Here is a 23,493-nt window from a genome sequence, read left to right as displayed (position 1 = left end):
AATCAGAACAATTTTTCCAAATCTGCTCTACTTGTCCAATTTATAACACCCTCTGGGAGCTCTCCAAGTCCTAGGAGCCCCAGTAGAAGTGTCTTGATAATCTGATGCTTATCAGGATCTCTCATCATTTCCATTGCGTTCTCTGGTTTTCCACTGTCAATAATCTCTCCAAAGTATGCACTTTCAAAATTATGAATGGAGGCAAAAACTTTGGAGTGAGCCGACATGGCATCTAATATTTTCCAATTATTAGTCCAGGCAGGATTCACAATTTCTTGTTCTTCTAACTTATAATTTCCATCGGGTAGCTTAGTTTTTTTTGTTTTCTTTGTTTTGGGGATGTCGGTGTCATGTAATACGACATATTGTTTTTTGAAGTGGTTGAGAACCTTCATTAGAGATGCAACTTGCACTTTTCCACGCGCACGAACCACCAAGATATCTATATCTTTTAGTTCATCCATCTTTTGAATCAATTCATTGAAAGCCGTATACTCTGTATCTCCTTCGACTAAAATTACTCTGCCACCAAAGAAGAACTCAAGAACATGTGGATCAATTAAATTGAGAAGCTTCATGTTATCTCGTTCATCCGCGGAGAGTTTTACCTCATCAGCGGAAAACAAGGTTGTAGATGCTACGCTAGAGCCAATTTTCTCGACTCGGATTATCTTTGTGTGATCCTTGGATAGATCGATGAAACTTGGGGAGTGAGTCGTTATCATAACCTGCCAGTCTGATCCACTAGGTAAACTATACAGAACATCACAAGCATCCCTCACGGCCTGTGGGTGAAGACTTATCTCAGGCTCATCAAGAAGTAGTACATGGCCACATCTATTTTGAATGGTTTCATACTTCTTGCCCTTAACTTTTCCCGAGGCAGAGTAGCCCATATCAGCCAAAGCCTTAAGAACTGCCCACATAAGAGTTCTGCGCGCCCCGCTGCCATGATTTTCTATCGGATATAACTCATCAGGCGTTCCAAACGAAATTTCAAGATCTTCGGCATCAAATATTTTCAATCCGATCTCTTTTTCTGCATCACCTACTCCAAGTGTTAATTGGTGTCCAGCTATAACCTTTGAAACATATTTATTAATATTCTCTGCAATATCACTTAACCCTTCCTTGCTTGCCTCTATGAATTCTTTTTTAATTGTTGCAAAACGTTCTGTCAAACCAGATATTCCGGCTTCTCCATCTTTAGGAATGTAGGACTTTATTTTTTCCTCTAGCAAAATATCCATTACCAAGGATTTGATAGCATCAGACTGCTCTTGTGGGTTATCGAAAGTACCAATTCTATGTACTTTGGGCCTCCTAGCTATTGCAACATTGTCAGTTGCCCATGGTTGCTTAGGTTTGCTGCTGTCATCTGCCCATCTACTCAAGTCTACACGGAAGCCAAATCTAGCTGGCTTACTACCTGCTTTAAATGGCCATGTCCATCTCTCCTTAACTCTATACAGCAAAGGGTCTTCATTGATTTTCTCACACCAAGAAGCTAGATCCGGAGCCGCCTCTTGGTCGACCAAAGTATGGATTTCCACTTCCGGCAGGTTATTTGCATCAGGTTCCATGCCTGGGTAATCATCAATTGATAGCTGCTCGCCCCCCACTGCCGCTTCATACGCCCTTAGGATTGTGCTTTTCCCTGCATTGTTCTCACCGACAAGAACAACAATGTCATCCAAACTTACTTCTATGGGGTTCGATCCGATTGATCTGAAGTTTTTAATAATTAATTTTTCCAGCTTTACAAACATATATTTTCCTTTGCTTTGTTATTACTGAAAGTTAATTGTGGAGAATCCTGCACCATTAGATTTTTTTATTTTCACTTGTACAGCGATTCTTTCTTTCATGGCATCTACATGACTAATAACACCAATCATCTTCCCTGAAGAGTTAACTACGTGAAGCGCATCAAGTGCAACCTCCAAAGTCTCGGCATCAAGCGTGCCAAACCCCTCATCCAAAAAAAGCGAATCAATAGATGTCTTATGGCTCACAAGGTCTGAAAGAGCCAAAGCCAGCGCTAGACTTACTAAAAAGCTCTCTCCACCGGACAAGGTACGAGTATCACGAGTGACATCGGCCTGCCAGGTATCCACAATTTCTAGTTCCAGCTCGCCACTATTCTTGCGCTGCATAAGATAGCGGCCATGTAGCCGCTCTAAATGGCGATTGGCCAAATGCATCAAGTGGTCGAGAGTCAGCCCTTGTGCAAATTTGCGGAATTTGTCGCCTTCTTTGGAGCCGATCAGGCTATTAAGTCGCTGCCAGAGGTCTGCATCTGCCGTTTGCATCGCAATTTCCTGGAATAGAACGACTTGATTCTCTCGGCGCTGTGCGTCGTCGTGTAACAGCGCCTGTTGCGCACCTTGTTCAGCAGAAATGGTTTGACGTTGTGTATCTAACGCTGTGATTTGTGTCTCTAGCTCGGTAAGGTCAAGCGGGGTGAGGGCTTGTTCTTGTAGTTGGAGCAGTGCCGCTGTCGCTGTTTGTTGCACAGCTTGGCTGCGTTCAAGTGCTTGATGTAGCTGTTGTCGCAGAGCGAGTAGCTGTTGACGGGTTTCTGTGGGTAGCAGCGCTTGCGCAAAGGCCGCTTGGTCGGCAAAAGGGCTTTGCGACAATGCCATATGCCAATTGGCTTTGGCGACTTCGCAAACTTGCTGCTGGGTTTGCCTATCTGCCTCCAATTGCGTTTCTTGACCGTGCAAAGTAGCGATTAGCGTCGTTAGTCGTTCGACTTCTGCCGTGTACTGCACAAGCATTGATTCACTGATTGTGATGTCCAAGCGTTGCGGTGTAATAGGTTCCGCCAGTTTGTCCCAACGCGATTGCCATGCCACTTTCTGGTTAGTCGCTTGCTCGCTACGATGCTGTTGATTTAGTAGTTCGTTGGCTTGAAGTTGCAGTGCTTTTAGCTTTTCCCGCCATGTTTGCCAGTCTTGCTGGCGGCTTTCCAGCCAGCTACTCATATCATCGGCGGGAGCAAAACCTGAATCATTAATGGCGGTGCTTAGCGCCATCGTCGCTTGTTGCTGAGCTGCTGCATCCTTGGCAATTTGTTGCTCAAGTTCGTAGATGCGCTGGACAGCTTGATCATAACTTTGCTGGAGTAGCGCCAATTGCGTATCTACAGCTTGTAGCTGCGCATCATGCGCAGCCTTGTTTTCGCGGGCTTTGATCAAAGCTTGCTGGGCCGTCTCGGTGCGCTCAAGTGCAGCTCTGAGCTCGGCTTCTTGCCGCGCCATATTTTCTAGCTCTTGTGTGAGCAACTCGGGATTTTGCCAAGTCGTTGATGCTAACCCTAGAGCAGTAGCTGAAGCATCCCACTTGGCTTGAATTTCTTGTTGAGTATGAATCAGTCCAGCTAGTACTTGCTGGTACTGTGTCAGGCTACCGGTAAGCTGGTCGATCTGGCTTTTGATCGCTTGGCCAACTTCTAATGCTTCCTGCAATGCTGCTTCTTTTTCCTGCAATGAGAGCGCAGTGGCAGACACATCGAGCTGCTGATAGATTTGAACGCTAGGGTGTTCGGGGGAGCCACATAATGGGCATGCCTCTCCTGACTTCAATGCTGCACGGTGAAACTCCAAGCTCTGAATTCGTTGCTCTTGCTGCAGCAGCTTGCGCTTGTCATCTGCCTGTTCTTTAAGTTGTCGGTAGTTATTTCGAGCAGTATCTAGCGCGGTCTGTAGTTCAGTCAGTTGCTGGTTGGCCGTCACAATTTGGCTTTCCTGATCGCTACAATGCTTGCTGTTCCTGCGCAGTTGCTCGGCCAAAGAGCTGATTTGCTGCCAAGCAATCAGCTGTTCTTGTGTGCGTTGCCAGTTCTCGCGCAGCGCTTGCAGAGTACTGCCGTTCAACAGCTGGTTGAGTTGTTGCTCGGCAGCTGCGACGAGATTCTTACTCTCTACACACTGCGATTGGGCCTGTTGCTGGATCTGTTGTTGGCTGACAATTTGGGTCGCGACTTCGGCTTGTGCTTGGCTTTGTTTCTGATGTTGCGCCTCAAGGGCCAGAATCGCTTGTCGATTTAGCTCTAACTGCCGGTGTTCAACCTGCCACCCATTAAGCTTTTCACCTAAAGTTGCAAAGTGGGCGTGCTCGGTCTGCCAGGCTTCCAGCTGTTTAATGTGGTGTTTGAGGTCTTCATAGAGCTTGGTCTCGTTTGCCGCTAATTCTTCTGCAATTGTCTTTGCCTGCCAATGGGCTGTGACTGATTGTTTTCGAGCGTTGGACAGTTCTTCCTGAACAGCACTCAAACTGGACTGAACATGGTGGAGGCGTCCGTCTGCATCTTGCCATGCAGCAAAAGTGGGGCGGAGGGCTTCTGCTGGCTCGCTGAGTTCAAGCTGATGCAGTTGTGGTTGCGCCGATTCTAGTGCAAGTCTTGCTGTGTCTTCTGTTTGCTTCGCTTCCTGAGTCGCCTTTTCTGCCTGAGAAAGTTGAAGGCGCCATTGTCGTAGCTGTTGCAGTTGTCCGAGCTCGCTCTGCAGCACGGATAATTGCTCGGTGAGTTCGGCGATTTTTGCTTGCATCGCTTGGCGTTTTTCATCGGGAAGCAACTCTACACCGTCAGCTTTTGCTTTCAACTGATCAAGTGTGTTCTTAGCATCACGAGCTTGCTCAAAAACGCGCTGTGAAATCTGCCCGTAGATATCGGTTCCGGTTAGTTCTTCCAGTAGTTCTGCTCGCTCATTAGCATTGGCATTCAGGAAGGCCGCAAAGCCACCTTGGGCTAGCATCATTGATTTCGTGAAGCGTCCAAAATCCAGACCGGTGATTGCTTCAATACGTTTGAGTTTATCGTTGCTGTGGGTGGTTAGGATTGTGCCATTAGCATCTGCCAACTCAACCTTGGGGGCTTGCAGGGCACCATCGGCTTTGTCACGTGCCCGCCGCTGACTCCAGAATGCACGATAGATTTGCCCCTTTACCTCAAATTCCACTTCGGCCAAGCAGTCAGCTGTATGCCGCGTCATGATTTCATTCGATGAGGCCGAAATGTTCTTGAGTCGTGGTGTTTCGTGATAAAGCGCCAAGCAGATCGCATCGAGCAGGGTAGATTTACCGGCTCCAGTTGGGCCGGTGATGGCAAATAAACCGTTGTCCTTGAAGGGCGGTTGTGTGAAATCAATCTTCCACTCGCCCTTGAGCGAGTTAAGGTTTTTCAGACGCAGGGTGAGGATGTTCATGCCTGCTCCTCACGAAGTAGCGAAACGATGTTCTGGTAACGTTGTTTGAGTTGTTGAGTCAGTTCTTCGGGCAGGTCTTCCTGTTCAAGGCGTTTGGCAAAAACCTCATCTGGGCTAAGTTCATCTAGGGTGACCTTAGCCTCAGCATGCAACCTAGCAGCAACTTCACTGCGATCTCGCCGTATGCGTAGTACCTCAACTGGCAAACCTTCGGTCAAGGCTTGAATGCGTGGTTGCAAGTCAGACAGATAGTCATCGCCTCGCACCGTTACCTCCAGCCATACAGGACGCTCAGACTGCGCAGATTGTGCTGCGGTATGAATTGCTGGACCCAGTTCTTCTAGCGTTCCTTTGATACTGGCAAGTGGCTGAAATATAGGCACAGGGATGGCCGTGATCTGCTTCAATCCTGTTTCATCAAGATCTACCAGCAGCACTTCTTTTTGTTGTCCAAGTTCATCAAAACTGAGTGGGATAGGCGAGCCGCAGTAGCGGATATGTTCCAGCCCACCGACCTTTTGTGGCCGATGAATATGCCCGAGTGCAATGTAGTCCGCAGGCGGGAATGCTGCGGTAGGGAAGGCCTCTAGCGACCCTACGTAGATTTCGCGTACCGATTCGCTGGCGCTGGCACCCACTGTGGTTAGGTGGCCGGTGGCAATAATTGGCAAATGAGTCTCATATTGTGTTCGGTATTCTTCTGCGAGCGCATACAGCTGTTGGTAATGAGCGTGAATTGCTTCTTGCAGACTCAGTTGCTTCTCTTCCGCGCTCTGTCCGGCTTGACTTTGCATCACGTCGCGGGGGCGAATAAAGGGAATCGCACAGAGCAATGCAGCGGGTTGGCCTGAACGATTCTTAAGTGTGAGTAGCTGGTTCTCCAGTGAGTCTGCAACAGCGGGAATGACATGTGTACCTAGGCGAGCCAACAAATGCTTGCTTTCACCCAAGGTTGCCACGGAATCATGATTGCCAGCGAGTACGACAAGCTGAGCGCCTGTGTCGTGCAACTTGACGATGAGCGAGTTGTAGATTTCCCGTGCATAGCTGGGCGGCGCACCAGTGTCGAAAATATCGCCAGCGATTAAAACTACATCAATTCTATGTTTTGCGACCTGATCAACAAGCCAAGCAATAAACGCTTGATGCTCATCTTGTCGAGTCTTACCCATGAAGTGCTGGCCCAGATGCCAGTCGGATGTGTGCAGTATGCGCATGAAATCTGTAGCTATGTCGAGGATCCCGAAATTCTACCAAGCCAAGTAAGATTTCAGCATAACTACGTTAAGTATTTTTTGAATGATCTATGTCATTTTTTGGAAGATTTGATAGGCCACATGCTTGGCTGCGCACGTCCTATTGCTGCAGATTATTAGCAGCAATAAGCCTTTGTATTTCCGACGTCAGAAAAAGTAATATCAAAAACGCGAGTGATATATTTATATTAAACAATAAAAACAATGACTTAGGTGTGTTTTTGTTTTGACATGTACTTGGTCAAGCATTAATCTGCAAAGTCATACTAAAGATGACCATTTTGAAACACATGAGTCCGTTTTCTAGATACTTCTATCAACTGCGAATGAACTATGGGCTGCGCCAAGTTGAGCTCGCTGAACTGGTCGGTTATGACCAGACGTATGTATCTGCGTTAGAAAATGGTACGAAAGGGCCTCCTACGCCTGAATTTATCGAGCGTTTGATCCGTGCGCTCTCAATTTCTGAGTCTGAGCAAACAGAACTGTACGAGGTGGTCGAAGCCTCTCAGCGCAAGTTGATCATCCCTTCTGATGTTTCGGAGGCCGTGTATTGGTTGCTTTTGGATTTGAAGCGAAATTTAACAACTCTGCATCCTGCAGAGATTGATTTAATCAGGGGGATTATGCAGTTAGATCAAAAGAAAACCCGCATGGAGCCCATGCTGGCTCATAAGATCCGTCGGAGAACAAAGGGGGAGGTAAAAATGTAAAAGGGACAAGCTTTTGAAGGCTTGTCCCCAGAGCGTAAGTGCCTGATGGCAAATACTGATTCGCAAATCTAGTGTCGTCATTCTGCTCGCAAGTGTCAAGCCTTCCCTAACCAATACCGTACTGTGATTCTGAGGTTCAATAACCTCAGCGGGACTTTTTACGCCCAAATCCAGGCATTTAAATTTGGTCTTCGATGCCGAAAAGGGGCTGCTTTGCCCAAAATTTGGCATCGACTGGAGATTGAATGATTAACACCACTTTCCAAGAATCCTTGCTCAAAACATTGATGGGGCAAGTCGAAGAGGCATTTGCCGAAAAACCTGACCTTGCCGGTGTAGTGCATGGTCGTAGACGAATCACACAAGGTGCACGTGGAAAACGCACAGCTTTATTTCCTAGTCGTAAGAACGGTATGACGATCGCCTTAGAAAGCCAATTGGAACTGGCCTTTTGTGTTGCGTGTGAACGAAACCCCAATGTAAGCGTTTATCGGTGCCAAGCTCTTGAACTGGAACTCGGTCATGGGACTCGCTATTTCCCAGATTTTTTGATTCGAACGGCTGATGAGCAATGGTTAGTTCGTGAGGTCAAACCCGATAAAAAATTACTTCCTGATGAAGTGCAAAAACGGCATGCCCTGATTAAGAACATCCTTAATTCCAACGGCTTTGATTTCGACGTTATCGATCAAACCGATCTACCTGGACGCGTTGAGTTTGAGAATCTGAGTTTTCTATATCAAAGATCGATCAATAAAGAATGGACTTCTCTTGAGGAGGAGCTCGCAATCCAGCTTATATCCAAACTAGATGCTCCGGTGCAACTGGGAGATTTGTATGCAAAATTTAAAATGGGTGGGCTTTCGCCGCTGCTTGCTGATCATCTTTTATTTCATTGCGTATTTCAGGCAAATCTAAACCGGCCACTTCGCTTGACAACATTAGTGGGAATGAAGCCATGACAAAAACAGCATTCATTCCAAGACCCGGACTAAGATTTGCCATCCATGGTTGTGAGTTTGAAATAGCCTATGTTGGCGCGGGCATGGTCCGATATGCCGCTTGTATTGGTGGAAAAGCGTTTCGCATCCCTTTTGAGCGATTTATGGAGATGCAGCGGTCAGATGTATTGTTGATTTCGCCGACCGAAGTTGAGCGGATGTCTGCTGATGGCAAGAATCGAAAATTGGCTGAGCTCAATGAGGAAGAGAGGAAGGCGTCGATAAGGCAAATGAGATATGTCGAAGCCGCTGTGACTCGATTGAGTAAACCATGCTCTAAGCTGCAGCTGGATGCAATGATTCCAATTTTGGCTGAAGAATTACAAGATTCCGCAGCACCATCGTCGAGAACTGTTGCCGGTTGGGTTCAAAATTACTTCGCAGAAAACAAGTCGGGCATGTCCTTTTATCCAAAAAGGTATCTCAAAGGTAATCGCACGTTACGTTTTTCGCCGCAGATTGAGATTTTGATTAGTGAGGGAATACAACAAATCTATCTTGTCCCTGAACGGAAAAATGCAAAAGATGTATTGGCCTATGTCGTCGGTAAGCTCGCGGAGCAAGGGCTGCTGACCAGCCATGACTCAATGATCCCTGTCCCTTCTATACGTACTATAGAACGAAGGATTAAGTCACTCGACCCTTATGTTGTCGCTCTGGTTAAAAAAGGGAAAGCGGCTGCGGATCGCCTATTACGGGCTGCGGGTCGCGAATTATTAAGTCCACGAGCAATGTTCATTGTGCAAATTGATACTCATCAAATTGATGTGATCATCATTGATCCAGATACGGGTGAGATTATTGGCAGACCTTACTTGGTGTGCATAACAGATGTGTACACGCGAACTATTGTCGGGACATACATCAGTATGTTTCCGCCTTCAGCAACAACAACGCTAGCAGCAGCGAAAGATATGTTAACGCGTTTGGGATTGGGATTGCCTGGAGGTATTCCAGTCAGAATTATTCCTGATAATGGTGTTGAATTTAAAAACACTGCATTTTCCCGACTCTGTGCACATTTCAACATCATTCTGTTGCCAGCCGAAGTCCGCGATCCAAATGATAAAGCCCATATTGAATCGTTCTTTAGGACTTTGACTTATGGTTTGATTCAGAAATTAAAAGGCACAACATTTTCCAGCCCAGTTGATCGCGGTGATTACGATTCACAAAAAAATGCGTCAGTCGTTTTGGAAAAATTGCATGGTTATATTCTTGAATGGATTAATGAGGTTTATCACAAGACGATTCATACGCGGACCGGCCGCGCTCCAATTTTGGCATGGAGTGATGCTACCAGTGGCTGGGAAGCCCCAGAGATTACACCTGAAGAAATAAATGTAATAGCGCGATGGCCTGTACAGAAAAAAATCAGTAAAGGCCGAGTTCTGATAGATAAGATCGAATATTTCTCGCATGCATTAGCAACTCTTGAATGCATGGGAGAAACTAATGTCACGGTGCTTATTGATGAACTTAACCTTCATTCTGTTTACGTTGAACATCCAACTGAACCTGGTACTCATATATTGGCCGAATCAACAAATCCTGATTATACAAAAGACTTAACTTGGTATGAGCATCAAGAGACCAAGAAAATAATAAAAAATATGTCCGAGGCTGATCGCCAAAAATTGGGTCGATATGCGCCATTATTAGCATGGTGGACATTAATGGAGAAAATTAACAAAGATTCTGCTATGGCAAAAAAGCAAATTGCACGAATTACCAATGGCAAAGGACGTATTGAGCATGCTAAGGAAAAGAAGGTAGATGTTGATTTTGTTATTGGTTCTAGTAGTGTAACAGCTATTGCTGATGATTATACCACCGCAGGTGCTTTACCTCTATCAAGCGATGATCTTTCTGGCGAGAAGCTCTCTAAAGAAGATGGTGTCAATAATTCAGATGGCTATGACATTCTATTTTTGGAGAATTAAAATGATTGATGATAATTTTAAAAGCGAAGACTTGATTGATCGGATTGCAAAACTAGATAATGTGGTTGTTCAGCATCCTGATATGATTAATGCTATTGAAGGTATTAAACGATGTATTAATTTATCGGAGAAGTATAGGGAGCCAGTAGGGTGTATGTTACTTGCTGAGGGAGGGATGGGGAAGAGCACAATATGCAAGTTGATTGAAGCTGGTCTTCCTAAAGGTATACACAAAACTGAAACTGAAGAAATAAAAATAATTTCTGCCTTTCGTGCAGAGGTGCCATCACAAATCTCACTTAGCCATCTTGCTTCAAATATTCTATCTGGGTTGAGTGATTCAACCCCAGACTCTGGAACAATTGCAGGTAAAACAAAGAGAATTGCAACCCATATAAAAAATTGTCAAACAAAGGTAATTTTTTTGGATGAGTGTCACAACTTTTTAGTTGCAAGCCCAGTTAGAAATTCAGCGCACATTGCAGCACTAAGATGGATAAAATCGCTAGTTAATAGTACTAGCGCCTGTCTTTGTTTAGTTGGCACCGAGGAGAGTGAGTCGATAATAGATTCAGATATGAGCTTTCAGTTAACTCGGCGCTTTAAATACAGATTTAGAATTAGGAAGTTGATGCCAGGAACTTCAAAAAATCCTGGTGAGCTTTACTATTTTCTTGATCGGATGGGGACTCATCTCAAGAAGGAGTTTTTATTAGAGAATGTCCATTTGGCAGATAGTTATCTAAATACGGTGAGAATATATTTAGCAACAAGTGGAAACCTGGACTACATAATGACGTTGATCAAGGAAGGGTTGCAACTAACGCTTGGAGCGGCTGGGAAGCAATTAACTCTTGATGATTTTGCTATCGTATGGGATTCAGGGATTATGCACTCGGCATCCTGCACAAAAAGAAATCCTTTTCGTTTAAGTGAGGCCGATTTGGCTGGTGAATTCAGGCGGTATAAATAAATGCCTGGCTTATTATTTCGCCCAATACTGCAGCCTTGTGAGTCTGTTGCTTCCTTCTTTTTGCGTGCATCAGAAGGTAATGGTTATAAAAATGCAAGGGAAATGTTTCTAGCGCATCGTGTTAATTATATATATTCACCTTCTTTTTCTACTGCGAGGAGTATTGATAGGCTTGTTAATATTTTTGGATTGTTTGGAGATTTTTCGGAATCTATACTCCATAGGGTAAGTCGATCTGGGGTGGATTGTAGGCGCTATAACGAAAAGTTGATACCTCAGCTTGCTTTTCGAGAAGATTGTTCTGCATTTTGTCCAATTTGTATTATCGAAAAACCATATTGGAGAAAGTTGTGGCTGCTGCGCCCATATTCTGTTTGCCATATCCATGCAGTTTTAATGCAGTTAAGTTGCTATAAATGTAGTAAACCACTTGATTTTAATCGAGATCGGCTATTTTATTGCGAGTGCGGGGCTGATTTAACTCATTCGCCTAGAATTCTAGAGGATCCAAAGCCAACTCAATGGTTGTATGCTTTGCTGGAAGGAAGTGAGAAAGCTAAATTAGATGGCTTCTTTAAATTCTGGATGGCATTGACACAAGTGGATGATGAGAATGCTTCAGCAATTAAAGAGCTATGGCGGCTACGGGTCACTATCGCTTGGTATTATTCAGATGAAGTTGCTGTAGATGAGATTAGGAAGTTAGTCCTTGATCAAGGTAGGCATCCTAGAGTAGCTCTACGAAGCTTTCTATGTGCTGGCAATACTTTAAAAAAATATGCATGTCAGATTTTAGGTGAATTAAATGGCGTCAGTTTTGAAAAGGATATTAAAGATCATAATTATAAGGTTGGCAGACGTGAAGCAAGTGATATCCTCGGCGTAGGTCGACATCAACTTGATGACCTTGTCTCTGAAGGCGTGTTAAAGATGGTGGAGTATGGTGGTGCATATTTATGTTTCGAATTGAATGGGCTGGAGGAATTACTTTTTAATTTTCAAAATAAATCAATAGGAGATGAGTTGCCATCCTTAACACCTTCTCGTGTGAGCCTAGTTGAGAGGCTAAAGCTGCTATTGAGTGGGAAGGCGTATTCGCTTGGCTATGATCTAAAAACTGGGCTTCAATCTCTTGCAATAAAAGTGAAATCTTCCAAGCTGGAGCCTAATAATGAAATTGTCATGTCGTTTCACGATGTGGCTTTGTTGCTCGATGTTCATATCGAAGTGGTCAGAAGTTTGCTTCATAAAGGTTGGATTGATCATGGATTTTTGGATGGAGAAAAACCGAAAAAAATCATGCTAAATACGGCTAGTGTTGAATTGTTTAATCAAAATTATCAGTCTGCGGGTTCACTTGCTCGATCAATCGGAATAAATCCCACCAACTGTGCTGAAAAATTAGTCCATCTTGGTGCTCTACCGATTGCTGGTCCTTGTGTCGATGGTGTTTTAGTTTATTTCTTTCGAAAATCAGATTTAGAGAGAATTGACTGCTCTTTGATAAAAGATCTTAAAGAATATAAAACAAAAGCAGGTAGGCCACGGAAAAATTCCGTATTTCAGCCGGCCTCTGGAGTTTCTTTGACGACCTCTGCCAGACTGCTTGGGGTTTCTAATCAGGCGGTTGCCTCACTAATTCACAAAGGAGTCTTGAGGAAGGAGAATTCAAGTTGTCGCGATGTTTTAGTTACGGAAAGGTCTTTAAGTGCGTTAGCCGAGATTATATTTTCTCCTACTTATATTAAAGTTGCTGAAGCGGCAGAGTTACTAGGGTACACATTAGATCAATTTGAGGTGTATTTTATTGAGACTGGCATGGTAAAAGTGATAAATCTCCATGTATGGCGGCTAATCCATGAGCATGACTTATTGTATCCAAAGAAGCTTGCTGCTGATTATTTTTCAGCCTCGCAAGCAGGTATGCTTTTTGGTATGCATCGTAGTTTTTTTCCAAACTTGGAGTCAAGGTTAGGAATTAAACCGCTTTATGTAGGGGAAGGGAAGCGCCGAGTGAAGTTTTATTCTAAGGAAGATGTGGCTCTTGTTGCCCGAGAGTATAGGCTAATACCTATTAGTTCCCGTACTAAATTTAACTAATAATTACTAGTGTATATATTGTGATGGTGTACGCTATAGCTTGCCCCATCACAATTGGTGGATTTATGGATGAAGATATTCTTGCGTTTAAAAAAATAGCGCGTGAGGCTCAGGCCTGTCGAGTTAAAGGGCTAAAACACGCACATTCAAAAGTGATTGCGATGTTAAGGTCTAGGCGGTCTAAAAATGCAGTAGTTCGAGCAGCAATGAAACAAGTAAAAAAATGGAAATATAATAAATTGTGCAGTTCGGATTATATCAGTGACTGGACTTCTCTTTTGAGCTCTCCCAGGAAGGTGGCTGCATTGCTTGAAGATGACTCAGTAGTTTCTAATCGCCTTCGCCAAAATACGCCATTTGCGGCATACTTGCTCAAGTAATCGCGGTTAGTCTGAGTATTTTCCAAGAAAAAAAGTTGGCGCTAATCGCATTTAGATAACTTCAATGTCTTAATCATGCCGATCTCCGGCATAATGCCTCTTGTGGTAGCGCCTTTTTGCTCTCAAATACTAGTTGCCAGATTCGTTGAATGTCAGGGTCAACTGAAGATTCTATTGTTGTTAATGATCCCGGCAGTTGGTCGCTAAAGCGCTGATGTAACTTGGATTTTTTGAGTAATAAACTCAGCTCTTTGTCACTTGGAGCTAATACTCCAGCAAGCCAGGGTAAGTTAGCTGCAATTGCTAGTCCGGCCGGATCATAATCTGGAGCAGACCATACAGGACGCCCATAATTTTCAAGAAAACGTCTAGCAGATCCAGCAGTCGAAGTGGAGCCGCCACGCCAAAGAATAAGTGGATTACTTGAAACTCTACTAAAGTCAACTTGAAGGTAATCTATGTGCTCGAAAACCTCCCAGTTTTCGACAACGATCACATCTGTATGCAGCAGGAAGTTGATTGCATCTGAGTAATCCCACTCGAGATTTGCACCGAGCGGAAGGAAAAGATTGTTTCCTGATACGTTTAGTGGTTTTCCATGAAAACTCTTTATTGCAATCCGCTTACTTCTTACCGCAATACCGGCCCATTTCTCATCAGGGCCAAGCCTAATTGCATCTGAGCGGCTTGCCTCATTCCAGACGTCAGGCGAGGAATTCGGATCAATCTGTTCTGCTTCTAACCATTTACGGATCCTAATCTTATGCCCTTCGTTGAAAATAACTTTACGACCTTTAATTAGGCCAATGCCGCTTTCCTGAACGAACTGAAGAAGCACATTAGAACCCGGGAATTCAATGCGATCAGTCGAACTCTGAATAATTCTGAGAAGACTCTTAGCTGTTGTTTTGTTCATGCTGCTAACCTTGATAAATAGATATCGACCAAGTAAATGTTGCCGCATATTTGAAGAGTTGGTAGCGAAACGTGCTCAAAGCGCACATCCGCATTCCGAGCTAAATCATTCTCTTCTTCGCGCAGTAAACATAGAAGCCAAATATCATCATCGATGTATGCTAATTTGGGTTTAGTAGCTTTCCATTCTATTGCCGAGATCGGTTCAGTACTCAGTTCGCTGAGAAATGCCAAGATAGCCAGCTCCCACTCTTGGGCGGCCATGATATTTTCCTCTGTATCGATCGGCGCATCCGGTAGCAATGATCCAATCCGTGGAGGAGGTGACTCCTTTTGTTTAGTGTTTGGAATGCTGTGGGCGATATTAAGTAGTTCCTCATCAAATTCAGGGGCCTGTACACTGATATGCGCTTTTAATGGGAGGCTACGTGCTCGCTTAATCCAATCTGGGAGGTTGACCGTATCGTCGAGTTCATCAGGCACAAAGCCTGGATTGCGCCTCAGGAAAAGCTCGAAGGCTCGCATCCGTCGCGCAACCATCTGTATATTCCGGGTCTTATGAAGATAAGCATGTAGGATCGAGGTGATATCCAGCAACTGGGCGCGCCACTCGCTCAGATGCTTGGCGATCTGGGACTGATAAGTCACCAGCATGCGCCCGCCCTCTGGTGTTGACTCTAGAGCATGAGCGAGGTTATTGGATTGAATCGAGCTCAAGGTCTCACTGATCCGAGTAGCACGTTCAAGGTAATACTCGTTTTGATGTTGTTTTTCAGAAAATGTGCTTACATTCGCGAAATTATTATCACACTGGAAACGCAGGGTAACTAGAGAGGCTTGTACACTATCTGCGATCTCAAATACTTTGAGATCGAATTCGTCGATGTAATGATCTGCATCTTCAATTCTGCCTTCATAAGCAGCATCCGCAACCATGTTGGTGATTTCAGGTAAGCGTTGCGCAAGCTCAAAGAGCTCTGCTCCTGACGAGGAATACAGCCGCTCTTTTTGCAAGGTTTCATCTAGGTGGCGCATTAGTGACGACGATAGTCGATATGAACCTTCGTTGCGTGGCAGCAGAATGCCTGCCTGCCTAAGATTCTCAATACCCTTGCCCCCAGCGGGATCATCGGAAGAATCTACGGCACCTTGGTGATATGCTGTTGCAACCAGCGCACGATATTTGAAGAGCGTTTCTAGGTGTTGAAGAACTAGATCGGATTTAGTCGTCATGGCTTTAGAACAGCGAAGCAGCGCTTTCCTGCTCTTCCACAGTGTCATCAGAAATGTTGTGTGTGGTCATCAGGAATTGCACCACTTCAATTAAGTATTCTATCTTTCCGGTCACTTGGTAAATCTCCCGCTCTGAATTAGCCACAATCAGATAACCATCACTGACTAGCTCTTTGAAAAAGTTAGCTAATAAAGAGCGAAGTTTTCCGTCACTGGAACTCCCCCCAGTCAATCTGCCGAGTGCCTGAAATTCCGCTCTTAAGCCAGGATTTCCATCCACTGCGGCCATCAGTGCATGAAATTCGATTTTGTCGCCACGTGAGTAATAATCCTCTTTATTGGAGGCTCGCATTGCCTTGCCAAAGAAATCCACTAAAAAACGGGTACGTTGCCAGAGTTTTGTAAATTCAGACTTGATGACTTTTCTTTCTTCATCGCCCATGTATGCATATGATGCAAACCATGCTCCACCCAATTCAGTAGATGCAAGCGTACGTCCAATACGGGTCAAGTAGGCATTAGCATCCTTCTGGTTGGCATCGCTTGCCAAGTATCGAAAGGCATCGGGGTAACGCACCTCGCAAATAAACTCACCTGACAATAACAACGACATTGATTGTTCAAACATAACTGTTTTCCTTTGTTGCACTGGATATGTGCTTTGGCGAGATGTTTGATGGAGTTGGCTCGTAAATTCGTCTGTCACTGCTGATCGCACGCCTATTTCTGAACGTAGCCAATACGTCTGGTTTCGGATCTGGGCAGGCCGTAACCAGCGTAATGTTGTTTTTTTTCAGAATATTAACCAGTGTGACCGTATTACCTGTGTCGAGTGACCCGATCTCATCGAGCGCCCAAACGATATTAATCGCACTATTTCCCCTGACTCTATTGATAAAAGCCATGAATAGCAGCACCATCACGATATAGGAAAGTCCATTGGATGAAATGTGCTCCAAGTCCTCGGCTTTCTTAAATGGGCGCCGTTTGCCATTCTCAATAACCTCCCCCTGGATACGAACCAGGTGCGTTAGTTCGGCCTGGATGCCCTCCTTTAGTTGCCAGTGATCCAATAGTTCGCGTAACGCCAATGCGAACTCCGGCGGGGGTAAGTTAGTTTGATTACCTGCCAGCCATTCCAAGCGGGAATCTGCAAGCTTGTCTACGGTGGTCCAATATTCCAGCTCTCGTATTGAGGAAACTATCTCAACCGTCAGGCCGCCAATGCTCTTGAATCCTTGGTTTGCATTGATATTGTCTTGCAGCTCACGGTTAAACTGCTGTACCTTGCTATGAAACATAGTCATCTTGTCTCGGAAATCGCCGACTAAGTCCGCGATCGTCCTCGCGTCGATATGGAGCAAGCGGTGGCATTCTTTGTGAATGGTCTGATACCAATCCCTAAAGATTGGTACCCATTCTCTGGGGTGCTCAGCTCGATCCGGGCCGATCTCCTTGCGCCTTGACTCATAATACTGATCAGCTGGAGAGTTACGAGTATTGCTGAACACCCGTTTGAGAGCTGTTATTTCCCGTTTTAATATTTCCTCATGCTTATCCAGATTTTTCCGTTGATTGTTGACCTGCTCAACTAAAACTTGGAGCGTGAGGTGAGCTATGTGTTCAGGATACGCAACAAGGTTGGGAGGGAAGTCAGCAAGGACTTGCCTCTGGAGAGCGATATGACTCAACTCTTTCTCAATAATGTCGATGGCATTGGTCAGTGTTTGTATTGACTGCTTACGTTGGTTTTGATCTTTAAACCAGCCCTTACTCAATTCATTCTTCTCGGAGGAGATTCTTGCTTTATGCTGGCTCGCTATATTTATTGATCGCTCTATAGTCGCCTTCATTGACCACTCCGATTCTCGCCACAGGCGCCATTCGGCAACTAGGTTACGAGACGAATCGATTAAGGTCAGTTTTTCCGATCCCTCGCCGATTTGCAGTTCAAGCTCCCGCAGAACCATGGTATCGACACCGTTGTCTTTGAGTTTGGCAAGACGTTCCATCTCGATTTGCTGACTTTGGGCTTTATGCTTTTTCTCTGCATCGGTTTCTGCCTGATGAATGCGAGCCAGAGTTGCATTCAAGGCCACCAGATACTCTTCCTGCTGATTTTCCTGACGAAGCTGAATCCCCAGGATATCCTTTTTCAGCTGTTCGCGATGGTCATGCAAAGCCTGCTTAGCCTCTTGAGCGATTTTGACTGCATGATCGTATTGTTGCTTGGCCTGTTCTCCTGCAGACTCACGGCTGCGCTGTACAGCAAGCCGGGCTGCCTTGAGCGCAATCTGTTCGGATTCAAGAGCTTTATTGGCAAGCGATGTTTTAGCCGACATCTCAGATAGCTTACTGTTTGAAGTACTCCGGATTTGGCTGAGTTCGGTCAATCCGACCTCAAGACTAACCTGTTGGACATAGAGGCTTTTGATAGCGGTTCGTATCTGCTCAATTTCTGCCTGGAGTGCAGTTTCGTCAGCGGCAAGCGGAGTACTCAAATAATCAAGATCAATTTGTAGGCCATACACGCTGTCGTGTATGGCAACCAAGGTCGGTGCAAGATCGGTTCGAGAGAGCAAGTCTTCCCGCAGTACTTTGGCAATATCGAGTGTCCAGTCTGATCGATTTAGACGGAGGTAGTGGAGCAAGCTGTTCTCATCTGGTTCAGCCTTCTTAAGTAACGCTTCGAGACGATCATTCTCAGAGGTAATCTGGCCATGTAGGACTTTCAGTGCTAACTCCGCGGACTCATATTTCTCTTTGGCAAAGCTATAGGCTTCTAGTGCCTCGGACTCCTGCTTACTTGCTTCTTCTTGAGCATCACGGAATTTGCTGACATTTTCTTCCTGCGCCTCTGCATTGGAGACCAAAACAGGATCCGGTTGTGGATTGTTCATCTTCTCCCGGGTGGCTCCTACAGCCTCGTTTGCCGTTTCAATCGTTAGCTGCAATATTTTCTCATCGTCGAGGGAGATTTGCCTTACAGCATCTTCCTCTGCCCGGCTCTCTGCATGGAGCGTATTGATTTTTTCCTGAAAGTCCCCCTGTGCCGCAGTGCGTTCCCGTTCGAACGTGGTCAGCATCGTTTGATGGGTCAGCTTCAACTTGTTGAGAATTTCCTGGTACTTCGCTTCGATGTTTGATTGCTGATCCAGTAAGGTGACTCTTCGCTCTGTGAGCTGAGTTAGTTCCCGCTTAATTACTTGTTCCTGCTCCAACAACTCTGTCAGAGATTCAATATTTTTTTCTTGGTAGAAGCGCTGCTTATCGTTCAGCCCAGTAAGTTTGAATTGGCAAGCCGTAATTTCACGATCCAACTCTCCGATCTGGGCGGCAAGGTGAGATTGGGTATCTTTGAAAGTAGTCTCTGACTCCTCAAGTTTTATCTTGGCCCGCTGCAGCTCAGTGGTCTTTTCTTCTTTTCGGATTTTTAGCTCTTGATCGAGTGCAACAAATCGCCCGTGGATATTGCGAAGCTCTTGCTCTGCCCCTAGTACGTCGTCATAGGAACGTTGGATATCATCTAGACGCGATGCTTCTTGCATGACGGACAGATAGCTATCAAAGGCATCCGGCCAAACTTCAATCTTCTTGCGCTCTGCACCGAGTGAAAGTTTTGTATTGGCATCGGTGACTGTCGATACAATCATTCGCTGAAGGTCGTTGAAGTTGGATTTGCGCGCAAACATGCCAAATACAATCCGCTCGATGTGAGGTAGAGAGCGTGAGCTAGGGCAAAAGGCATAATCGTTAAGGTCACGGCGATGCTGCTTCAGATCAGAACCGTGGGCTCTCTTGCCCTGGATGATGGCTCGGTATTGATCTAGAGGCATCTTGCGTGAAAAATCTGCCCCTAGCAGCTTCAGTCGTTCCGGCAAATTGCCGCTAGTCACCAACATGCTGCTATCTTCGTCTACAAACCAGTCACGCTGGTAGCCAGAGCGCACAAACCTATATTCAACCGCATCTCCGGTCGGATCTGAACTCAGCAAAGAACAGCACAGGGCTGCATCACGTCGGTATTCAAATACAATGAAGGAAGTCGAGCGGGGTAGATAGTAATGCGCAAAATTACCCTGGTTGCTTACAGGCTTGACAATACGGTCGGGACGCTCACCAAAGAATGCTGGTATCAACTGCAGTAGTGAGGTTTTTCCACGTCCGTTGCCGCTAACCAATGCTGTTCCACCCTCAATGGGCAATTCAGTGATTCGTCCCTCTGTATAAGAGTCAATGAGAATGACCCTAAGTAGCGCATAGCGTGGAATCACGTCATCGTCATGGTCGGCTACTTTGTTATCCATTCCTGTGCCCCTAGTTGCTTGGTAATCAATTAGTGTTGATTTTGGCTATATGTAGTAATATGCTACCCGTAGTTAAAGGTAATGGTTGGGTCGACGTTTGTCAACTAGCGATCAAGTCAGTGCCGCGGGATATTAGTCGCAGGAAGTAAAGGGTTGCCAAAAATGACGAATGAAAATACAAACCTACAAACAGTAAAAGAGTGGTCACCGACAGTACTTAAACGCATGCAGCATATCGAGCGCTGTTTATTTTGGCGTGGTGAGTTAAAGCGCGCAGATTTGATCGATGAATTTGGAATAAATCCAATCCAGGCAGCAAAAGATTTCCGAGCTTATATGGAGCAATTTCCGAATTCTATGGAGTACAAGAGTTCTATCCGCCGATATGTCCCGATGCCCGGTTTCAAACCACAAGTGATTTTCCCTGCCACACTGGACGAATTTATGGGACTGCCCTCTATATCGGTACCCATTGATACCTGGCCGCTACCTATTCGTAAAGCTGCACCATCGGTATTGCAGGTAATGGTTTCTGCAGTCAGGGAGAGGCGGATGATTGAAGTTAGATATCAGTCCATGAGTGGTAAGCAACCTGCGTGGCGTTGGCTTTCTCCCCATGCATTTGCTTCAGATGGTGAGCGCTGGCATGTGCGAGCCTTCTGTCATACGCACAATGAATTTAGAGATTTTGTGCTTGGACGTGTTCTTGAAACTGGATCTAGCAAGGGCTCTGAGGTGCATCAAGAAGATGACCTTGATTGGCATACTCAGGTATATGTAGTGGTTATGCCAAATCCAAGTCTTGCGTTGGAGCAACGTAAGGCCATTGCAACAGAATATCAAATCCCACATGACACGCTGAAGTTAACCCTGAAAATTAGAAAATCCATGTTGTTTTACTTGAATTCCAAGTTCGTGCGGGATTATGAGGGCAATCCAGCGGCACAGCAGCTAATTGTGGCTACTTTGAGTTAGGAGCAAATCTTGATGTCAAGATTTGCTCCTAGTGCTATGTCAATGCATAAAAGTAAATTTTTGTGAAAGTTTTTTAAAGTTCGGTGATATATGGTTATTTAAATTTTGCGTTACTGTAGATGTGGAATGTCGGCTCTAATTGAAAATAACGATTGGTGAGTGCTGTGGTTAAATACATTATATATGCATTGGTTGGTTCGATTTTTGTTTTTGAGTTAATTGCCAATAATAATGGAGGGCCATTTTCCTCGTTTATTGTTACCACGTATATGTCTATTTTTTGGTTGGTGGCCATATTATTCCTCTATGATTTTTTTATGAGTATGATGGGGAATAACTCAAAATATATGATCAGGTTTCACGAAAAAATCAAAAATGAATTGATTGTTAATGTTATTGTTGGGGTTACGTTGCTGGTTCTGTTTATGAATTCACCGGCCTCATATAGTTTATCTAATATCGACATTGCTAGTTCAGGACTTCCTTTTCTCGCTACAGCCTTATTGGAGACCAAACAAAGTGCAGGAATAAAAATAGCAAATAGAAGGCTTCCAAAATATATAGCGCTGGGTTATGCAAGTATCCAACTTTTTATATATGGGTTCTCTGCTTGGCTTTTGTCGTATATCTTGGCAGGACAGATAAGTGGATTGCAGTCTCTCTGGGTTCAATTGTCAATATTGTTTGCTGCTATCGCATTTTTTTTCGGGGCCAAGCAAATTACTTATATTTTGACCGAGCAAAGAATGGAAGTTTCTCCTGCTCTCCTTTCTATTTTTCAAAGCTTACCCCAGAGCCCAGGGTTATATAAAGACATGGTAGTAGGGGCTCATATTTGGAATGAGCAAGTTAGAAAGGAGAAGTCTATGCTAAGGAAGGAAAGGAACCGTAAAAGGAAGTAGGTTGGTTATGTTTTTTTAAAGAGATTAGAGCTTTTGGGCTTGTTTGCGCAATTTTAGGTTGATATTGTTCTTTTTTTTGAATTTAGGTTCTGCATAAGTGTAAATGATGGTTTGCATCCTTAATGAGCCTCTTCTTGGTTGAGTGGTTAAATTGTTGGTTCTTGAATTAGTTAATCCTGCGGGTTGATTTTTTGTGAAAAGTAATTATTGGCCGAGACGTTGCCTGTAATTAATTGTGCTATGTTGATGGTGTTAATACAAAGAGTGGTGGTTAACAGTTGATTGAAAAGACTTTGCAAAGTGCGATTGATTCTTTGCCTAAAATTATATTTCGTAAGCTTTTGATTCGTAAACTTGAAGAGCACAAAATTGATCTCCCCTCAGATGCATTAGATGCATTTGCTGATCATCTCTTGGCTGGTAAAAGTGATAACTTTATATGGGATGATGGTTTAGATGATTCCATTCATGGTTTTACATTGACATTTACGGAGGAAGATAAACTTGAGATTGAGGATGCAATCAATAAGGCCTTAGAGGCGATCCCAAAAGCAGTTCGTATTGCACTTGATAAAACAAGTGATATCTTATTCAATAATATTAAAAGAAAATGGGGTGGTGAGCAGCTAGCCCAGCAATATGAATTGCAAGTATTTAAAGAGGACTTAGAAGAGCGTTGGGGTAACGGACTCAATTATCTTCGTATGCTACTAACTTGTTGTCGTGAAGTAGGTAGTCAGACTCTTAAGCGTCATAACAAGTCAAAATCAAAACGACATGCGATGCGTCGCTGGGTACTTGTTCGATTACATGCGCGCGCTTGCCAAGTAGCAGACGAAATTATTTGCCTCATGGAAAATGGCTTTGCCGATGGCGCTATGGCTCGCTGGAGAACCATTCATGAACTATCTGTAGTTGCGACAATAATCGCGAATGGTGATGAAGATTTAGCCGAACGCTATATTCTTCATGATGCTGTAGAGGTGAAACGTCAAGCCGATGAGTACGAGATGACTCAAGTAATTCTTGGAGCAACTCCGATTGGTAAACGAGCACGAAAGGTAATTGATCAGGAATACCAAGCTGTTTTAGATAGATTTGGCTCTACATTTGCTCACCCATATGGATGGGCTGCGAATCATTTGAATCTAAAAAAACCTACTTTCAAAGATCTTCAAACCAGAGCAGAGCATGCAGGAATGAACAGTTACTATAAACTGGCTTCATTTGGAGTCCATGCCAGCGCACGTAGTTTGTTTTTTAATTTAAGCACCGCTGGAGATCGAGAACTTTTGCTTACAGGTAGAAGTAATGCCGGATTAGAAGATCCAGGTGGACGCACTGCGCAATCACTTACACTCATTACTAGCCTATATGCTGGGAGCTCAACTAATTTAGATCAAATTGCTGTCTTAGAATCCGTTGTTCGTTTACGGGATGCTGCGGAAGCTGCATTGCACAGATCGGCTAATGCGCTTCTAAAAGAAGAGAAAGCACTTAAGAAAATTCGTACCACGTGACTCGTTTCCTCTACGTATTCTAGCTTTAACATGAGCGCTCTAGCTCACGATGATATGTCGGATAG

The 23,493-nt window shown here is 44.5% G+C and carries 16 protein-coding genes; 9 read left to right on the top strand and 7 right to left on the bottom strand.

What is annotated here, in order from left to right:
• Window positions 1-2 precede the first annotated feature (2 nt).
• Genes G482_RS0115530 through sbcD form a run of 3 tightly spaced genes read right to left on the bottom strand, consistent with a single transcriptional unit; the run spans window position 3 to window position 6,427 of the window.
• A complete protein-coding gene (locus G482_RS0115530) occupies window positions 3-1,769 on the bottom strand; it encodes an ATP-dependent nuclease (RefSeq protein ID WP_028450800.1) in 1,767 nt (588 codons plus the stop codon).
• Window positions 1,770-1,790: 21 nt separating this feature from the next.
• Window positions 1,791-5,210 carry an SbcC/MukB-like Walker B domain-containing protein gene (locus G482_RS0115525; protein WP_028450799.1) on the bottom strand — a complete coding sequence of 1,140 codons (3,420 nt, stop codon included), beginning with the start codon at window positions 5,208-5,210 and terminating at the stop codon, window positions 1,791-1,793.
• Complete coding sequence (gene sbcD, locus G482_RS0115520) at window positions 5,207-6,427, bottom strand: exonuclease subunit SbcD (RefSeq protein ID WP_028450798.1); 1,221 nt, start codon at window positions 6,425-6,427, stop codon at window positions 5,207-5,209. Before sbcD ends, G482_RS0115525 begins: the two co-directional genes overlap by 4 nt.
• Window positions 6,428-6,738: 311 nt before the next feature.
• On the opposite strand from sbcD, the gene G482_RS0115515 reads away from it, so the two are divergent.
• From G482_RS0115515 to G482_RS20395, 6 genes are all read left to right on the top strand, one after another.
• A complete protein-coding gene (locus G482_RS0115515; RefSeq protein WP_211227656.1) occupies window positions 6,739-7,179 on the top strand; it encodes a helix-turn-helix domain-containing protein in 441 nt (146 codons plus the stop codon).
• Between the two features lie 245 nt (window positions 7,180-7,424).
• Entirely contained in the window at window positions 7,425-8,141 is a 717-nt protein-coding gene (locus tag G482_RS19070) for a TnsA endonuclease N-terminal domain-containing protein (RefSeq protein WP_051259099.1), read from the top strand.
• Complete coding sequence (locus G482_RS0115505) at window positions 8,138-10,123, top strand: TnsB C-terminal domain-containing protein (protein ID WP_028450796.1); 1,986 nt, start codon at window positions 8,138-8,140, stop codon at window positions 10,121-10,123. The genes G482_RS19070 and G482_RS0115505 overlap by 4 nt, the downstream gene beginning before the upstream one ends.
• Window position 10,124: 1 nt before the next feature.
• Entirely contained in the window at window positions 10,125-11,096 is a 972-nt protein-coding gene (locus G482_RS0115500) for a TniB family NTP-binding protein (RefSeq protein ID WP_028450795.1), read from the top strand.
• Complete coding sequence (locus tag G482_RS0115495) at window positions 11,097-13,196, top strand: TniQ family protein (protein ID WP_084414757.1); 2,100 nt, start codon at window positions 11,097-11,099, stop codon at window positions 13,194-13,196.
• A gap of 65 nt (window positions 13,197-13,261) precedes the next feature.
• Window positions 13,262-13,576, top strand: coding sequence for a hypothetical protein (locus tag G482_RS20395; RefSeq protein ID WP_156905423.1), 315 nt, complete (start codon window positions 13,262-13,264; stop codon window positions 13,574-13,576).
• Window positions 13,577-13,649: 73 nt separating this feature from the next.
• Here the strand turns inward: G482_RS20395 and G482_RS0115490 are convergent, their stop codons facing one another.
• From G482_RS0115490 to G482_RS0115475, 4 genes are read right to left on the bottom strand one after another with little or no spacing between them, the layout of a single operon-like run.
• Window positions 13,650-14,492 (bottom strand): DUF7281 domain-containing protein, encoded by an 843-nt coding sequence (locus G482_RS0115490; RefSeq protein WP_028450793.1) that lies wholly within the window; start codon window positions 14,490-14,492, stop codon window positions 13,650-13,652.
• On the bottom strand, window positions 14,489-15,724 hold the full coding sequence (locus G482_RS0115485) for a hypothetical protein (protein ID WP_028450792.1): 1,236 nt from the start codon (window positions 15,722-15,724) through the stop codon (window positions 14,489-14,491). Before G482_RS0115485 ends, G482_RS0115490 begins: the two co-directional genes overlap by 4 nt.
• 4 nt (window positions 15,725-15,728) lie before the next feature.
• Complete coding sequence (locus tag G482_RS0115480; protein WP_034619860.1) at window positions 15,729-16,352, bottom strand: hypothetical protein; 624 nt, start codon at window positions 16,350-16,352, stop codon at window positions 15,729-15,731.
• Entirely contained in the window at window positions 16,345-20,031 is a 3,687-nt protein-coding gene (locus tag G482_RS0115475) for an ATP-binding protein (RefSeq protein ID WP_028450790.1), read from the bottom strand. Before G482_RS0115475 ends, G482_RS0115480 begins: the two co-directional genes overlap by 8 nt.
• 162 nt (window positions 20,032-20,193) lie before the next feature.
• Here G482_RS0115475 and G482_RS19065 point away from each other — a divergent pair, with 162 nt between their 5' ends.
• The 3 genes from G482_RS19065 (at window position 20,194) to G482_RS0115455 (ending at window position 23,428) form a co-directional block, all read left to right on the top strand.
• Entirely contained in the window at window positions 20,194-21,006 is an 813-nt protein-coding gene (locus G482_RS19065) for a WYL domain-containing protein (protein ID WP_051259098.1), read from the top strand.
• 155 nt (window positions 21,007-21,161) lie between these two features.
• Window positions 21,162-21,908: a hypothetical protein gene (locus G482_RS0115465; RefSeq protein ID WP_169721090.1), complete on the top strand. Its 747-nt coding sequence runs from the start codon at window positions 21,162-21,164 to the stop codon at window positions 21,906-21,908.
• Window positions 21,909-22,186: 278 nt separating this feature from the next.
• Window positions 22,187-23,428: a DUF5677 domain-containing protein gene (locus G482_RS0115455; protein WP_034619858.1), complete on the top strand. Its 1,242-nt coding sequence runs from the start codon at window positions 22,187-22,189 to the stop codon at window positions 23,426-23,428.
• Window positions 23,429-23,493: the final 65 nt, after the last annotated feature.

This window comes from Chitinibacter tainanensis DSM 15459 (assembly GCF_000429785.1).
In the GTDB taxonomy this organism is placed as follows: domain Bacteria; phylum Pseudomonadota; class Gammaproteobacteria; order Burkholderiales; family Chitinibacteraceae; genus Chitinibacter; species Chitinibacter tainanensis.
Note: the sequence above shows the minus strand (reverse complement) of the source record. Positions and strands in the feature narration are given on the sequence as shown.

Excerpts from the sequence above, each read along its gene's own strand:
- G482_RS0115495 (WP_084414757.1), top strand. The coding sequence starts at position 11,097 with ATGCCTGGCTTATTATTTCGCCCAATACTGCAGCCTTGTGAGTCTGTT.
- G482_RS20395 (WP_156905423.1), top strand. The coding sequence starts at position 13,262 with ATGGATGAAGATATTCTTGCGTTTAAAAAAATAGCGCGTGAGGCTCAG.
- sbcD (WP_028450798.1), bottom strand. The coding sequence starts at position 6,427 with ATGCGCATACTGCACACATCCGACTGGCATCTGGGCCAGCACTTCATG.
- G482_RS0115480 (WP_034619860.1), bottom strand. The coding sequence starts at position 16,352 with ATGTTTGAACAATCAATGTCGTTGTTATTGTCAGGTGAGTTTATTTGC.
- G482_RS0115490 (WP_028450793.1), bottom strand. The coding sequence starts at position 14,492 with ATGAACAAAACAACAGCTAAGAGTCTTCTCAGAATTATTCAGAGTTCG.
- G482_RS0115530 (WP_028450800.1), bottom strand. The coding sequence starts at position 1,769 with ATGTTTGTAAAGCTGGAAAAATTAATTATTAAAAACTTCAGATCAATC.
- G482_RS0115485 (WP_028450792.1), bottom strand. The coding sequence starts at position 15,724 with ATGACGACTAAATCCGATCTAGTTCTTCAACACCTAGAAACGCTCTTC.
- G482_RS19070 (WP_051259099.1), top strand. The coding sequence starts at position 7,425 with ATGATTAACACCACTTTCCAAGAATCCTTGCTCAAAACATTGATGGGG.
- G482_RS0115525 (WP_028450799.1), bottom strand. The coding sequence starts at position 5,210 with ATGAACATCCTCACCCTGCGTCTGAAAAACCTTAACTCGCTCAAGGGC.
- G482_RS0115475 (WP_028450790.1), bottom strand. The coding sequence starts at position 20,031 with ATGGATAACAAAGTAGCCGACCATGACGATGACGTGATTCCACGCTAT.
- G482_RS19065 (WP_051259098.1), top strand. The coding sequence starts at position 20,194 with ATGACGAATGAAAATACAAACCTACAAACAGTAAAAGAGTGGTCACCG.
- G482_RS0115500 (WP_028450795.1), top strand. The coding sequence starts at position 10,125 with ATGATTGATGATAATTTTAAAAGCGAAGACTTGATTGATCGGATTGCA.
- G482_RS0115515 (WP_211227656.1), top strand. The coding sequence starts at position 6,739 with ATGACCATTTTGAAACACATGAGTCCGTTTTCTAGATACTTCTATCAA.
- G482_RS0115505 (WP_028450796.1), top strand. The coding sequence starts at position 8,138 with ATGACAAAAACAGCATTCATTCCAAGACCCGGACTAAGATTTGCCATC.